The organism is Daejeonella lutea (genome assembly GCF_900168015.1).
Taxonomy (GTDB): Bacteria; Bacteroidota; Bacteroidia; order Sphingobacteriales; family Sphingobacteriaceae; genus Daejeonella; species Daejeonella lutea.
In genome coordinates this window covers 1900021-1914541 of sequence record NZ_FUYR01000001.1, presented here as the reverse complement: position 1 = coordinate 1914541, position 14521 = coordinate 1900021, and the positions used below count along the sequence as shown (strand labels likewise).

The window sequence follows — 14521 nt, the reverse complement described above, 5'->3', positions numbered from 1 at the left end:
TAGCATGGATATAAAAGTTAAACAGCGCGACGGAATGGATTGTGGAGCAGCTTGTTTGGTTTCTGTAGCCAGATTCCATAAGCTTCATGTGCCGGTAGCACGGGTACGGCAATTGGCTGGTACCGATAGGCAGGGAACAAGTCTCAGGGGACTGATTGAAGCCGCTGAATATTTCAAGTTTGAGGCCAAGGGTGTAAAAGGGACATTTGATAGTCTATTCAATATACCGTTGCCGGCAATAGCTCATATGATAATTAATGATTCTTTACATCATTACTTGGTGATCAGTAAGGTCACTAAAAGCGCAGTGGTAGTTATGGACCCTGCGGATGGTGAAATTCATGAGGTATGCCATCAAGATTTTAAAAAAGAATGGACAGGTGTATTAATGCTATTGGCTCCTGCTGTAGATTTTTGTCCCGCAGATGGTAATTCTGATCATTTTACAAGATTTTGGATGCTCATTAAACCACATAAGGACATAATTTTCCAGGCACTTTTTGGCTCTTTGATTTACACAATTCTTGGCCTCTCAACCGCAATTTTTATTCAGAAGATTGTGGACCACGTCATTACTGGCAGAGATTTTAAACTACTCAATTTCTTGGTGATTGCAATGTTCCTGGTCCTGGTACTGCGCGTTCTTATAAATATGCTGAAAAATATTTTCATTCTCAGGACGGGCCAACTAATAGATACACGGCTGATACTTGGTTATTATAAACACTTGTTAAAGCTACCTCAGCAATTTTTTGACACAATGCGTGTCGGCGAGATCATGTCGAGGTTAAATGATGCGGTGAAGATCCGCTTGTTTATTAATGACGTATCCGTTAATCTTTTAGTCGGTGCCTGTATGCTGATTTCTTCACTGGCATTAATGTTCACATATTATTGGAAGCTGGCCCTCGTTATGTTATTAGCCGTTCCTGCATATAGCCTGATCTATTTTATCACTAATAAGTTAAACAAACGTGGGCAGCGCAAATTAATGGAAGATAGTGCTGCACTTGAATCCCAATTACTTGAGAGCCTGAATACCATCGGTACAATAAAGCGTTTTGGACTCGAGCATCATGCAAATGACAAAACGGAAAGAAAGTTCATAGTTTTATTGAAATCTGTATACCGATCGGGACTAAACTCCCTGTTTTCAGGAGCATCTACCGATTTTACATCCCAACTATTCGTTATTATTCTGTTATGGCTTGGTTCAAACTTTGTCCTTCAAGAACAAATTACTGCTGGGGAATTGTTATCGTTTTATGCTTTATTGAATTACTTCACTGCACCGGTGTCGTTGCTGATTGGCATGAACAGGGTGGTACAGGATGCGATGATTGCATCAGACAGGTTATTTGAAATTATGGATCTCGATCGAGAGACCGAAAAGGTTGACAATAAAATTGTGCTAAGTAATTCCAACCTTGGTAATATCAGGTTTAATAAACTTTCTTTTCGCTATGGAACACGGGAGAATATATTTACAGACCTGGAACTGGAAATTCCTTTGAATCAGCTGACCGCTGTCGTTGGTGAAAGTGGCTGTGGAAAATCATCATTGGTATCTCTTCTGCAGAAGATATATCCAATTAACGCCGGGAATATTTTTTTCGGAGAACATTCGATTAAATACATTACTAATAGTTCTCTAAGGAAGATCATTGCTGTGGTACCGCAGATTACCGAGCTTTTTTCAGGGAGTGTAATTAGCAATATTGCAATCGGAGACGAAGACATTGAAATGGAAAGAGTTTTATTCATCTGCAGACAGCTGGGGCTTTTAGATTTAATAGAAAATCTTCCTGACGGTTTCCAAACTAGTATAGGGGAGAATGGGGTAACCCTGTCTGGTGGTTTCAGGCAACGCCTGGCCATTGCACGAGCGCTATATAGAGATCCTGAGATCTTAATACTAGACGAAGCGACTTCATCGCTTGATCCCAGGTCGGAGCAGCTTGTGCTCGACACACTAAATACTTTCTTGTCCTTTCGGAAAACTGTCATTGTTATTGCACATAGACTTAGTTCCATCCAAAGGGCAGATAAGATTATAGTACTTAAAAATGGACGCGTGGCAGAACAAGGTTCACATTCAGAGCTGCTCGCGCGCAGATCAGAATATTATTCACTATGGGCTGCGAACTTGCCTCAGGATATTTCATCCTCAAATTATGAAATTCATTGAACAAATTGAAAGGATCAACCGTCTTCATGAACTGATCAAATTTCGTAGGACCGGTACGCCACAGGAATTAGCCAGACGGCTTGATTTGTCCACCTCAATGGTATTCAAGCTGCTGGAAGAGTTAAAGGTTAAAGAAGCACCGATCGAGTACTCAAGGGAATTCCGCACATATTATTATACTCAGCCTTTCCTCATGAATATCACTCTGAATTTCCGGCCATTGTCGGCGGAAGAATCTATCGATTGAGATTATACCGGAAACTAAATACTAATACACATCCGGCAAGGAAAACGGACCACTCCAAGTTTTTTATACTGTGCCTTACTTTCTTTGGTAATCGCGATAATGCTGTGCAGCAAAAGGCCGAAACCGAAAAGCCTGAATAGAGTAGGTGATTTTACAAATTATAATGCTATGAAAACATTAAAAAACATTGACGGATTAACAGAGCTGGACGTTTGTGAACAAAGGAAAATTAATGGGGGTGAGAGCCTTTGGTATTATCTGGGACATGCGATTGGCAAAACCTACAGGTATGTTGCAGATAGTTTGGGCAATTCGTGTGATTGTTCGTGCCCTGCATCTAAATAATAATTAATTGGGAGTATAAAGAATACTCCCAATTCAATTCCCGTTTTATTAAGGGTTTATCCTAATTGGTACGTTGCAGGGGCAAGATACAAAGATGCGGATCCGGAGAATCTCTGTTATTCTGGAATTATAAAGTACAGAAGAAGATAGGCTGTTATTTAGAAAAAAGAGCTTTTTTCTTTTTTCGCCTCTTCCTTGATGATCACAAACACATCCTCGTTCTCTTTCTTCATCAGATACTTTTCACGGGCGAATTTTTCAAGTTTACTGCGGTCTGTAGTAAGTTCCGTAAGGTCTTTTACTGTCTTTTCGGATTCGGTCGTGTAGAATTCTTTTTCAGCTTCCAGCTTGTTCAGTTGCTGGCGGTATTCATATTGCGACATCAGGTCATTTCGGTCAAAGAATAACATCCACGTAAGGAAAGCTATCCCAGCGATCAGGTATTTATTCTTAATTAGATTGAAAGCCCTTGTCATCATAACAAATATAGAATTCTGCCGGTATAAGGTATAGTGGAGAATTTAGGTTTTTATCAACTTATCAACAAAAGGCAGTATGAGTGGAGTGTAGTGCCAATTCTCTTACGAAGCCGGACTGCTTCGGGAATATGATAGTATGGAAGCCGGAAGTTCATCAGACCTCCGGCTTCCGACTTCCTCTTTATTTCTTAAGATACTTGAAATCTTTTCCGATAAAACGGGCATTCGAGCCAAGTTCTTCTTCAATGCGTAACAGTTGATTGTATTTTGCAATCCTGTCTGAACGTGAAGCTGACCCGGTTTTAATCTGACCGCAATTTAACGCAACTGCAAGATCGGCAATTGTGTAATCTTCTGTTTCGCCAGAACGGTGACTCATCACAGAGGTATAGCCGTTATTTTGTGCGAGGCTTACAGCGTTTATCGTTTCAGTAAGCGAACCTATCTGGTTTACTTTAACAAGTATTGAGTTTCCAGTATGTGTGTCTATACCTTGTTGAAGACGTTTAACATTCGTGACAAAAAGATCATCACCAACAAGCTGCACTTTCGAGCCGATCTTATCAGTTAATAATTTCCATCCATCCCAATCATCTTCAGCCATACCATCTTCGATTGAAATGATCGGGTATTTTGATGCTAATTCTGCAAGATATTCAACTTGCTCTGCACTCGTCCGGATTGCTCCTTTTTCACCTTCGAATTTGGTGTAATCGTATTTACCGTCTTTGTAGAATTCAGAGGCAGCACAGTCAAAAGCTAAGAAAATGTCTTTACCTGCTTTGTACCCGGCTTTTTCAATTGCTTGCAGGATTGTTTCAACCCCGTCTTCCGTTCCATCAAACTTCGGTGCAAATCCACCTTCATCGCCAACAGCTGTTGACAGTCCCCTGTCGTGCAGGATTTTCTTCAGTGTATGGAATACTTCAGTGCCCCAGCGTAATGCTTCAGAGAATGAAGACGCGCCAGCTGGCATAATCATAAATTCCTGGAATGCTATCGGAGCATCTGAATGTGAACCACCGTTTATGATGTTCATCATCGGTATAGGCAAGGTATTGGCATTAACACCTCCGATGTAGCGGTACAATGGCTGACGGCTTTCCTGTGCAGCGGCTTTTGCCACAGCCAGTGAAACCCCCAGGATTGCATTTGCCCCCAGATTCCCCTTATTTTCTGTGCCATCTAATTTGATCAGCAGAGTATCGATGCTGTTTTGTTCAAAAACGTCTATACCGTTCAGCTCCGGAGCGATTTTCTCATTTACGTTAGCAACAGCTTTCAATACGCCTTTACCTAAGTACACTGCCTTATCACCATCGCGAAGTTCAACTGCCTCGTGTATACCTGTAGAAGCTCCTGATGGAACAGCTGCGCGGCCAATAATTCCGTTTTCGGTAATTACATCTACTTCGATAGTGGGATTTCCACGGGAATCCAGAATTTGTCTTGCGTGTACGTCGATAATTAAACTCATGATTGTTTTTTAATGTATGAAGAATATTAAACTTAGTGTAGTGGTTACACTATTATACTGTGTATCTCAAAAATACTATTTTTCTTTGAATTGGAGTCTGAATACTTATGCTCCAGTCCGGCATCAGACTTCCGACTACAGACCTCGAGTTTTACTTAAGCATGCCCACGAAGTCATCGAACAGATAACGCGAATCGTGTGGACCTGGTGAAGATTCCGGATGATACTGCACCGAGAAAGCTTTCTTGCCTTTTACCCTGATTCCTTCTATGGACTGATCATTGAGATTAATGTGAGTTATCTCGACCTTATCCGATTTTCTAACATCTTCCTGTATAACACCAAAACCATGATTTTGAGAAGTAACCTCACAATGGTTGATAATCACATTTTTTACCGGATGGTTTAGACCACGGTGACCATTAAACATTTTCATAGTGCCGATGTCATTCGCGAGTGCAAGAAGCTGATGCCCCAGGCAAATTCCGAAAAGTGGTTTATCGGCAGCCAGGATTTCTTTGACAGTGTCGATAGCATACGGCATTGCAGCAGGATCGCCGGGCCCGTTCGAGATAAAATATCCGTTCGGCTGGAATTTCTCCATTTCGGCAAAACTTGTCTTCGCAGGAAACACTTTTGCAAAAACACCACGATTATCGAAACTTCTTAGAATGTTTTTCTTAACACCCAGGTCAAGAACGGCTACTTTATAACTTGCATTCGGGTCGCCATATTCGTAGGGCTCTTTTGTTGATACCTGCGACGAAAGTTCCAACCCATCCATTGAAGGGACAGCAGCAAGCTTTTCTTTTAATATGTCGATATCAAGAATCTCTGAAGAAATGATGGCATTCATGGCTCCTTTATCCCTGATATGACGTACCAAAGACCGCGTGTCAACATCCGATATCCCGACAATATTCTCATCCTGAAAATAATCCTGAATAGAAGTGTCCGACATCTTACGACTGTATGTAATATTGAAATTCTTGCAAACCAGGCCAGCGATCTTTATATCACCTGATTCTATTTCATCATTATGTATTCCGTAATTTCCAATATGGGCGTTGGTTGTAACCATGATCTGGCCGAAATACGAAGGATCGGTAAAGATCTCCTGATATCCGGTCATGCCTGTGTTAAAACAAATCTCACCAGTAGTGGTACCAATTTTTCCTGCAGCTTTTCCATGGTAAACTGTTCCATCTTCCAAAAGTAATACTGCTGGTAATTTGATGTAATTATTCATTGATTTTAATTGAAGAATTAAGAAAATCGGGGAAATAAAAAGCCAGCTCGAGTGAATTCTGACTATATGGAAGGAAGTTTATTACTTCATTTATCACAAAGGACAAAAGTATGAATTTATTAGGAATTGCGAAAGCCTAAATAAGGGTTTTTATATCAAATGAAGTTCGTCAGTTATAATTGTTTCTTTAATCCTAACTTTGATCAGGATTAACTAAACTCAGGCAAATGTCAGTTCACAGCGAGGTCAAGCGTATCACCACAAATACTATTCTTGGTATGAAGCAAAAAGGCGAAAAAATCGCTATGCTTACATCCTATGACTATTCGATGGCTACGATTGTCGATGAGGGGGGTATCGACGTAATTCTTGTTGGTGATTCAGCGTCAAATGTAATGGCCGGCCATGAAACGACATTGCCTATTACACTGGATCAGATGATCTATCATGCTGCCTCCGTGGTGAGAGCCGTTAAAAGGGCCTTGGTTGTCGTTGATCTGCCATTCGGTTCTTACCAGGGTAACTCAAAAGAGGCTTTAAACTCAGCTATCCGGATTATGAAAGAATCGGGGGCACACGCCGTCAAGCTGGAAGGGGGAATAGAGGTTCGTGAGTCAATCGATAGAATAATAACTGCAGGAATACCGGTCATGGGGCACCTTGGTCTAACTCCGCAGTCCATTTACAAATTTGGAACTTACACGGTGAGGGCAAAGGAGGAGGCAGAAGCTGAGAAATTGAAAAGTGACATAGTTGTTCTTCAGGAAGCTGGTTGCTTTTCTGTGGTGCTAGAAAAGATTCCGGCTAAACTTGCTGATGAGGTAACCAAAAGCGTCAAAATACCAACAATAGGTATTGGCGCAGGGCCGCACTGCGACGGCCAGGTTCTGGTTGTTCATGATATGCTTGGGTTGAACAAAGGCTTTAAGCCAAGATTCCTGAGACAGTATTTAAATCTTTTCGATGAGATTAACGGTGCCGTTGGGAGTTATGTGAAAGATGTGAAATCAGGCTCATTTCCAAATGAGTCGGAGCAATATTGAGCTAGATAGTTTGATATGAATAATTCTGATTACAAAAAGGCTAAATTTCCGGCTCAGGTTGCAGATATTACCGACGAGGATATTTTATTTGAGGATAACCATTTGATCGCTGTGAATAAGCGCGCGGGAGATATTGTTCAGGTAGACGATACCGGCGACGAATCACTGGACGAGAAGGTGAAGCGCTATATCGCCAAGAAATATAATAAGCCTAACGGAGCATTTCTTGGGGTTGTACACAGGCTTGATCGACCAGTGAGCGGCGTTATCCTCTTCGCAAAGACCAGCAAAGCTCTGGACCGTATCAATAAAATGTTTAAGAACAGGGATATGCATAAGACGTATTGGGCGGTTGTCAGGAACAGGCCCGCAGTGGAACAGGGTAACCTCGTTCATTGGCTTGTGAAGAACCCTCAAAAAAATGTTACTAAGGCTTACGATAAAGAGGTCCCGGGAAGCCAGCGTGCCGAGCTAAATTACAAGCTTATCGGAGAGCTAGGTGGTTATTACCTGATAGAAGTTGACCCGATAACCGGACGGCCACATCAGATCCGTGTACAGCTCTCTACGCTGAATTGTCCAATAGTTGGCGATAATAAGTATGGTTATCCGCGGGGCAGTCTTAAAAAGAGTATTTGCCTGCATGCCCGCCGTCTTCAATTTATACACCCCGTAAAACAGGAGCCGGTAAATATCTTTGCTGCTCTACCACAGGACGGATTCTGGGAGCGATTTGAAGTTTTCGGTTAACCTCCTGCATTTCTTATACCGTTTAGTCTCAGACCTCAAACCTCCGACTTCTCTCATCCGACCTCAGTTTACTCCTCAAACCCCGTATTCGCACTCAGCTTCTCCCATTCATTCAGTTCTCTTTCAAGAAGGTTTATCTTCTTTCTGATCACGTCAATAGCAATTTTTCCTAACGCTAACCTGAGGGGAGGATTCTCGCTGTTTACAATTTTAAGGATAGCTTTTGCAGCTTTAACAGGATCTCCGGGCTGCTTGCCGCTCATTCCGTTTATTGCCCGGATTCGCTCTCCGGCAGTTGAATCGTAATCAGGTATTACCTTAACGGATCTAACGGATGACGATCCTGCCCAGTCCGTCCTGAATGGACCAGGTTCGATCAAAGTTACTTTTATATTCAGGTCTTTGGTTTCCATGTAAAGGGCTTCAGTAAAACCCTCGAGGGCAAATTTACTCGCATTATAGATTCCCAGGCCGGGGTTGGAACTTAAACCGGCAATTGATGAGACTTGCAGGATATGCCCGGATCTTTGGCTTCTCATTATTGGGAGAACAGCCTGGGTAAGGGCCAAAGCTCCGAAAAAATTAGTTTCCATTTGTTCTCGCGCCTCCTGCATACTAACCTCTTCAGCCGCTCCAAAAAGGCCGTAGCCGGCATTGTTTACCAGCACATCGATACGGCCAAACTGATCAATAATATGCGTTAAAACTGGTCCGATGTCAGTATGATTGTTCACATCCAGCTGAATCCCGAACGTTTTGCCATGTACGAGGTCGCTGAATTCATCCACCTGGCCCTCTTGCCTGAGCGTGCCGAAAACAATGTCTCCATTACGAGCTGCTTCAAGAGCCAGGGCACGTCCCAGGCCGCCTGAAACTCCCGTAATTAACCATATTCTGGAAGATGTTATCATATATGCAATTTACCAATATTACCTGTAATGATTCAAAACTTTGAAGTATTTTAGGATTCTGACTCAACCAGCAAAATATCGAACCATGAAGCTAAGCTACCATTTTACCATTTTATTGATTTTGATTTCCCTGACTGGCTCAACAGCCATCGCTCAGGCAATCACATCGTCTGAGGTTGATCTCTTAGTCGAACGCACCTTAAAAACATTTGATGTGCCGGGTATTGCTGTAGGCATCGTAAAAGATGGGAAGCTGATTCATTCTAAAGGATATGGAGTGCGTACCCTGGGATCGCCTGAAAAAGTAGATGATAATACATTGTTTGGGATCGCCTCAAATAGTAAAGCTTTCACTGCGGCTACACTTGGGATTCTGGTTGATGAAGGAAAACTCAAATGGGATGATCGGGTGATTGACTTCATTCCAGAATTCAGGATGTACAATGCTTACGTAACTGAGGAATTTACGATACGGGATTTGCTCACCCATCGTAGCGGTCTGGGTCTGGGTGCAGGTGATCTCATGTTCTGGCCGGGTCAAAATAGTTTTACTATGAAGGACATTATACATAACCTCAGGTATTTGAAGCCGGTATCAGGATTTCGAACAAAGTATGACTACGACAATTTACTATATATGGTGGCCGGTGAAGTTGTCGCACGGGTGTCAGGCATGCCGTGGGAGGAATTTGCAGAACAACGGATCATGCGTCCGCTCGGGATGATGAAAAGTGCGTCTTCATTTAACAGGCTAAAAGATAAGTCAAATGTGATTGGAGCGCATGCTGTGGTAGATGGAAAGGTAAAAGTTATAGCCCGCGATCGTTTTGAATTTGGGAACTCTGCCGGGGGTATCAATTCAAGCGTTAGCGAGCTTAGTAAGTGGGTGATCATGCAATTGGCTCATGGCAAATATGGCGGCGGAAAGCAACTGTTTTCTGAAAATGTCCACGAGGAGATGTGGACTCCTCAAACAATTATTCCTGTACGTTCACCTGGGATCTATAACACTCACTTCAACGCATATGGATTGGGATGGAATCTTAGTGACGTAATGGGTTATAAGCAAGCTAGTCACACTGGCTTCGTAGCTGGTATGGTGACACAGGTGACTTTGATTCCCGAACTTAATTTGGGGATTATCGTATTGACTAATCAGCAAATTGGTGCAGCATTCAGCTCGATCACCAACCAAATAAAAGACAGTTATTTCGGGATCAAAGGTAAAGATCGGGTGCAGGAAAATGCGGACAGGATGCAATCGAATCTGGGCGATGCCGATAAGGTAACCTCTGAGGCATGGAAAGTGGCGGCCGCAGCCACACCACCGGCAAACCTCGAACAATTTACAGGTATATACAACGACGTCTGGTTTGGAGATGTCGAAATCAGCCTCAAAAATGGGAAGTTATTTTTCGCATCGAAGCGCTCGTCGAGAATTTCCGGCGAGATGTCTTTCTACAAAGGCAATACATTCCTCGCCAGGTGGACCGACCGGAGTTTAGATGCCGACGCCTTCATTATGTTTTCACTGGATTATGAAGGAAAGCCGTCGGGTATTAAGATGAATCCGATCTCTCCGTTGACGGATTTTAGTTATGATTTTCAGGATTTGGACTTTAAGAGGAAGTAGTCCGTTATACGTTGTATGTTTTACCTGGCCATCGCCTATGCACAGCGTTACTAATTTATATGGTACAATAGAACGTGCGTAATATGCTGTTATCCCGATAGCACAACGCTTAGAAACTTATATCATATAACGTTTCATATTTAACGTAAAAAGGCTGCATCTTTCGAAACAGCCTTTTTCTTTTTAATTATTTTCCGTACACCATTTGCAGCGTTTAGAAACGTAAAACGTATAACTTATTTCAGTCTCGACTGAAGATTCTCGTCAATCGCAGCCAAGAACTCCTCTGTGTACAGGTAATGCTCACCATGATTCACTTTATTGCCGTGAATACAAACTGCAAGATCTTTCGTCATCTTGCCGCTTTCTACCGTTTCAATACACACTTCTTCAAGCGCCTGGCAGAAGTCGATCAATGCCTGGTTATTATCAAGCTTGCCGCGGAATTCAAGTCCTCTCGTCCAAGCAAAAATAGATGCTATTGGATTTGTTGATGTTGGCTTGCCAGCCTGGTGATCGCGATAGTGGCGTGTTACTGTTCCATGAGCCGCTTCAGCTTCCATAGTTCCACCATCCGGGGTAACTAATACAGAAGTCATTAATCCGAGTGAACCAAAACCTTGTGCTACTGTGTCAGACTGCACGTCACCGTCATAATTTTTACAAGCCCAGACGAAGTTTCCATTCCATTTTAAAGCTGATGCAACCATGTCATCGATCAAACGGTGCTCGTAAGTGATACCTGCTTCGTCAAATCTGGCTTTGAACTCTTTCTGGTAAACTTCCTCAAAGATATCTTTGAACCTTCCATCGTATTTTTTTAGAATGGTGTTTTTTGTCGACAAGTATAAAGGCCATCCTTTTGAAAGCGACTGGTTAAAGCATGCGCGAGCAAATCCGTAGATACTTTCATCTGTATTGTACATCGTTAGTGCAACACCGTCACCTTTAAAGTTATATACTTCAAATGATTGCGCCTCGCCACCATCTTCCGGCGTAAAGGTTACCGTTAATTTTCCTTTTCCTTTTGTCAGAAAATCTGTTGCACGGTACTGGTCTCCAAAAGCATGACGACCGATGCAGATCGGGGCAGTCCAATTTGGAACCAGACGTGGCACGTTTTTCATAACGATCGGTTCACGGAAAACAGTACCATCAAGGATGTTACGGATAGTTCCGTTAGGTGATTTCCACATTTGCTTTAGCCCGAATTCCTCAACACGCTGCTCGTCAGGTGTGATGGTAGCACATTTGATACCTACCCCATATTGTTTTATGGCATTCGCTGCATCGATAGTAACCTGATCATTAGTTTCATCACGGTATTCCATCCCGAGATCAAAATATTTAATATCCAGATCAAGATATGGAGTGATCAATTTGTCTTTAATAAACTTCCAGATAATTCTGGTCATTTCATCACCGTCTAATTCTACTACCGGATTTGCAACTTTAATTTTTTGTATTGACATATACTTAATAATGAGGGTTTTTGGAATTTCGACAAAGATAGGAATTTTGGGTTGACGCTAAAAGCCCCCGTACGTATTTTTAATGCTAACAATGTCGATTATTTTAAAAACTAAATGTATGTGCTCACGTTTCAATAGTAGAAACAAATTGAACTTATGGAACGCAGACAAAAACCCGGAGAAGAGCTTCTTCCGGATAAGACCGATAGAGACCAGGCATTAAAAGATGACCTGAATATGGAAGTGAACATCGATGATCTTGCATTTGATGAAGAGAAAAACAGTTATGAAATTGACGTAAAAAGCGAGGATCCGGATTACATCCACCCCGATCCATACGACACTGCAGTTGAAAATGGAGGTGATGCCGATTCCGATTTTGATGAAGCGAACCCTACTGCAGTGAATGAATACGATAAAAACCTGAGCCTTGAAACCGACCTTGATGAGCTGGGAATGCACATCGATAATGGGAATATTGTTGAAGTGCTGCCAATTGATGAGCAACTTTCAAGAACTCCGGAAGATGACAGAGACGATTTGGATGAAGAGGGTTATCCGAAGAACGACCGGATCTAAAGTCGGAAGTCTGAGGTCAGAAGTCAGAGAAGGATATGTTAAGACAGGAGGATGCCTTATAATACGAATACACATTTGCATTCCTAGACACTCCGATGTTCATTTCCGCCCAGCTCAGACCTCTGACCTTCGACTCGGACCTCAATAATCGATGTCAAGGTTAAACCTTCTCCTAAACTCCTCCAAACTAGGGTTCTTTTCAACCATATGATTGTACTTCTCTGAAGAAGTATACAAACGCTTTTTGGTATTATTCTCTACATGCCTGGTAGTCAGCTCGATTCCGAAATTCTTTAGTTCGGTTCTCAGGAAATTAAGCAGATCTACCTTTTCATTTATCAGCAGCTCTTCCTGAACTTTGTTTTCAATGATCAGTTCGATCACAAAATTTTCAAGTAGAGTAGGAGGGTTCGAAGTCATGATCGTGAAAATATTAATCTTTCCGTCCTGTTTTATTCTCGACGCATATTGGTTCCAATACTTTAAAAGTGTGTCAGAGTCAAAATCATTCCGGCTTTCTCCGCTAACATACTCAGGCTTTAACTCCTCTTTTTTTGAATAACTTGCTTCAAGGTCGTTCAGATTTGGAATAAGGGATGCGCCGCCAGATAATGATGGTTTTGGAATATTGATTTTAACTTTTTTGTCCTGACCTTCAGCCTCCAATTCCACGGGTTTCGGCTTTTCCAGAACCGGATCAGGGGTTAAAGGTGTCTCTTCCGGTGTGACCGATACGTGGGACTTTTTCAATACCGGTTCTACCGGGACAGTCATAACTTCCGAAGTTAAAGATGAGTTCACCTCGTCAGCAGCAGGAAGCGGACCTTTTACTAGTGGCTCAAGTTTTTTTTTTACTTCCTGATTTTCAGAAGGGGCAGGCTGTGCGTTAGAAAGATTTAGTATGGAGGGTAGATGGCAGAGCTTAATTAATGCAAGTTCAACCTGCAGGCGTTGGTTCTTGCTGGTCTTGTAATTAAGATCACATTGATTGGTAATGTTTAGGGCTGATATCAGGAAAGAAGCAGTTGAAGCAGCTGATTGCAGCCCATATTTCTGACGTATTCCTTCGCTCACCTCTAAAAGTTTCAATGTGGATGCGTCTTTTGAAACTAGCAGATTTCGAAAGTGAGAGGCTAGTCCCGTAATAAAATGATTCCCGTCAAAGCCATGGCTGAGTATCTCATCAAAAATTAAAAGGCAACCGGGAACGTTTTCTGATAATATGGAGTCTGTTAGTTTAAAATAGTAATCGTAGTCAAGAATATTCAGGTTTTCAATTACAGCCTTGTAATTGACATTTTTATTCGAAAAGCTAACGATTTGGTCGAACATAGATAAAGCATCCCTCAGGCCCCCGTCGGCTTTCTGGGCAATAAGATGCAGGCCATCCTGATCGTAACTTACACCTTCTTTAACGGCAATCTCCTGAAGATGCAAAGCCATATCCTCCACTTTGATCCGGTTAAAGTCGAAGATCTGGCATCTGGAAAGTATCGTTGGTAATATTTTATGCTTTTCGGTGGTCGCAAGGATGAAAATCGCATATGAAGGAGGTTCTTCGAGTGTTTTCAAAAATGCATTGAATGCTGCCTGCGACAGCATATGTACCTCGTCTATTATATAGATCTTATACTTTCCTGCCTGTGGCGGTATTCTTACCTGCTCAATCAGACTGCGGATATCATCCACGGAATTGTTGGATGCGGCATCCAGTTCATGGATATTAAACGAATTTCCGTTCTGAAAGGAAACGCATGAATCACAAATGCCGCAAGCCTCCGCTTCAGGGCTCAGATTCTGGCAATTTATTGTTTTCGCTAGGATCCTGGCGCAAGTTGTCTTCCCCACACCACGCGGCCCGCAGAAAAGAAAGGCCTGGGCCAGCTGATTATTTTTGATGGCATTTTTCAGCGTTCCCGTTATATGCTGCTGACCTACAACGGTTTGGAAGGTGAGCGGCCGATACTTTCTTGCTGAAACTATGAAGTTATCCATCGGGTCCTAAATTAGAAAGTGCAACGGGTTAAACCAAACTTAGATTCAGTTTTTTATTAACTGTCGGCAGAAATTTGAAAACATTTCCCGTGTGATGGCTGTTAACTAAAATACCCGTTTTCGGGTATGGCTCATGTGGAGCCTTAAATTCAT

Annotated in this window: 13 protein-coding genes; 7 read left to right on the top strand and 6 right to left on the bottom strand. The window is 42.3% G+C overall.

Going from position 1 to position 14521, the window contains the following annotated elements:
• Window positions 1-4: 4 nt before the first annotated feature.
• The 3 genes from B5X60_RS08555 to B5X60_RS18265 all read left to right on the top strand — a co-directional run bounded on the left by B5X60_RS08555 (window position 5) and on the right by B5X60_RS18265 (window position 2780).
• A complete protein-coding gene (locus B5X60_RS08555) occupies window positions 5-2188 on the top strand; it encodes a peptidase domain-containing ABC transporter (RefSeq protein ID WP_079702164.1) in 2184 nt (727 codons plus the stop codon).
• Complete coding sequence (locus tag B5X60_RS08550) at window positions 2175-2435, top strand: hypothetical protein (RefSeq protein WP_079702163.1); 261 nt, start codon at window positions 2175-2177, stop codon at window positions 2433-2435. Before B5X60_RS08555 ends, B5X60_RS08550 begins: the two co-directional genes overlap by 14 nt.
• Before the next feature lie 168 nt (window positions 2436-2603).
• Window positions 2604-2780 carry a hypothetical protein gene (locus B5X60_RS18265; protein ID WP_170878410.1) on the top strand — a complete coding sequence of 59 codons (177 nt, stop codon included), beginning with the start codon at window positions 2604-2606 and terminating at the stop codon, window positions 2778-2780.
• 158 nt (window positions 2781-2938) lie between these two features.
• On the opposite strand, the gene B5X60_RS08540 is transcribed toward B5X60_RS18265, so the two are convergent.
• The 3 genes from B5X60_RS08540 to carA all read right to left on the bottom strand — a co-directional run bounded on the left by B5X60_RS08540 (window position 2939) and on the right by carA (window position 5985).
• Window positions 2939-3259, bottom strand: a complete 321-nt coding sequence (locus B5X60_RS08540; protein ID WP_317043745.1) for an FtsB family cell division protein — start codon at window positions 3257-3259, stop codon at window positions 2939-2941.
• 181 nt (window positions 3260-3440) lie between these two features.
• A complete protein-coding gene (eno, locus tag B5X60_RS08535) occupies window positions 3441-4736 on the bottom strand; it encodes a phosphopyruvate hydratase (protein WP_079702160.1) in 1296 nt (431 codons plus the stop codon).
• A 151-nt stretch (window positions 4737-4887) separates the two neighbouring features.
• Window positions 4888-5985: a glutamine-hydrolyzing carbamoyl-phosphate synthase small subunit gene (gene carA, locus B5X60_RS08530; RefSeq protein ID WP_079702159.1), complete on the bottom strand. Its 1098-nt coding sequence runs from the start codon at window positions 5983-5985 to the stop codon at window positions 4888-4890.
• A gap of 227 nt (window positions 5986-6212) precedes the next feature.
• Here carA and panB point away from each other — a divergent pair, with 227 nt between their 5' ends.
• Complete coding sequence (panB, locus tag B5X60_RS08525) at window positions 6213-7028, top strand: 3-methyl-2-oxobutanoate hydroxymethyltransferase (protein WP_079702158.1); 816 nt, start codon at window positions 6213-6215, stop codon at window positions 7026-7028.
• 15 nt (window positions 7029-7043) lie between these two features.
• Complete coding sequence (locus tag B5X60_RS08520; protein WP_079702157.1) at window positions 7044-7778, top strand: RluA family pseudouridine synthase; 735 nt, start codon at window positions 7044-7046, stop codon at window positions 7776-7778.
• Window positions 7779-7846: 68 nt separating this feature from the next.
• On the opposite strand, the gene B5X60_RS08515 is transcribed toward B5X60_RS08520, so the two are convergent.
• Window positions 7847-8689 carry an oxidoreductase gene (locus tag B5X60_RS08515; protein WP_079702156.1) on the bottom strand — a complete coding sequence of 281 codons (843 nt, stop codon included), beginning with the start codon at window positions 8687-8689 and terminating at the stop codon, window positions 7847-7849.
• Between the two features lie 85 nt (window positions 8690-8774).
• Here B5X60_RS08515 and B5X60_RS08510 point away from each other — a divergent pair, with 85 nt between their 5' ends.
• Entirely contained in the window at window positions 8775-10322 is a 1548-nt protein-coding gene (locus B5X60_RS08510; protein ID WP_079702155.1) for a serine hydrolase, read from the top strand.
• A 236-nt stretch (window positions 10323-10558) separates the two neighbouring features.
• On the opposite strand, the gene B5X60_RS08505 is transcribed toward B5X60_RS08510, so the two are convergent.
• Entirely contained in the window at window positions 10559-11794 is a 1236-nt protein-coding gene (locus B5X60_RS08505; RefSeq protein ID WP_079702154.1) for an NADP-dependent isocitrate dehydrogenase, read from the bottom strand.
• Between the two features lie 156 nt (window positions 11795-11950).
• Between B5X60_RS08505 and B5X60_RS08500 the strand changes: the two genes are divergently transcribed.
• Window positions 11951-12373 carry a hypothetical protein gene (locus B5X60_RS08500; protein ID WP_079702153.1) on the top strand — a complete coding sequence of 141 codons (423 nt, stop codon included), beginning with the start codon at window positions 11951-11953 and terminating at the stop codon, window positions 12371-12373.
• A 141-nt stretch (window positions 12374-12514) separates the two neighbouring features.
• Here B5X60_RS08500 and B5X60_RS08495 read toward each other — a convergent pair whose 3' ends face one another.
• Window positions 12515-14368 (bottom strand): DNA polymerase III subunit gamma/tau, encoded by a 1854-nt coding sequence (locus B5X60_RS08495; RefSeq protein WP_079702152.1) that lies wholly within the window; start codon window positions 14366-14368, stop codon window positions 12515-12517.
• Window positions 14369-14521: the final 153 nt, after the last annotated feature.

What these genes read in the sequence shown, in the direction of transcription:
- B5X60_RS08555 (WP_079702164.1), top strand. Translation starts at nt 5, where the DNA reads ATGGATATAAAAGTTAAACAGCGCGACGGAATGGATTGTGGAGCAGCT.
- B5X60_RS08550 (WP_079702163.1), top strand. Translation starts at nt 2,175, where the DNA reads ATGAAATTCATTGAACAAATTGAAAGGATCAACCGTCTTCATGAACTG.
- B5X60_RS18265 (WP_170878410.1), top strand. Translation starts at nt 2,604, where the DNA reads ATGAAAACATTAAAAAACATTGACGGATTAACAGAGCTGGACGTTTGT.
- B5X60_RS08540 (WP_317043745.1), bottom strand. Translation starts at nt 3,259, where the DNA reads ATGATGACAAGGGCTTTCAATCTAATTAAGAATAAATACCTGATCGCT.
- eno (WP_079702160.1), bottom strand. Translation starts at nt 4,736, where the DNA reads ATGAGTTTAATTATCGACGTACACGCAAGACAAATTCTGGATTCCCGT.
- carA (WP_079702159.1), bottom strand. Translation starts at nt 5,985, where the DNA reads ATGAATAATTACATCAAATTACCAGCAGTATTACTTTTGGAAGATGGA.
- panB (WP_079702158.1), top strand. Translation starts at nt 6,213, where the DNA reads ATGTCAGTTCACAGCGAGGTCAAGCGTATCACCACAAATACTATTCTT.
- B5X60_RS08520 (WP_079702157.1), top strand. Translation starts at nt 7,044, where the DNA reads ATGAATAATTCTGATTACAAAAAGGCTAAATTTCCGGCTCAGGTTGCA.
- B5X60_RS08515 (WP_079702156.1), bottom strand. Translation starts at nt 8,689, where the DNA reads ATGATAACATCTTCCAGAATATGGTTAATTACGGGAGTTTCAGGCGGC.
- B5X60_RS08510 (WP_079702155.1), top strand. Translation starts at nt 8,775, where the DNA reads ATGAAGCTAAGCTACCATTTTACCATTTTATTGATTTTGATTTCCCTG.
- B5X60_RS08505 (WP_079702154.1), bottom strand. Translation starts at nt 11,794, where the DNA reads ATGTCAATACAAAAAATTAAAGTTGCAAATCCGGTAGTAGAATTAGAC.
- B5X60_RS08500 (WP_079702153.1), top strand. Translation starts at nt 11,951, where the DNA reads ATGGAACGCAGACAAAAACCCGGAGAAGAGCTTCTTCCGGATAAGACC.
- B5X60_RS08495 (WP_079702152.1), bottom strand. Translation starts at nt 14,368, where the DNA reads ATGGATAACTTCATAGTTTCAGCAAGAAAGTATCGGCCGCTCACCTTC.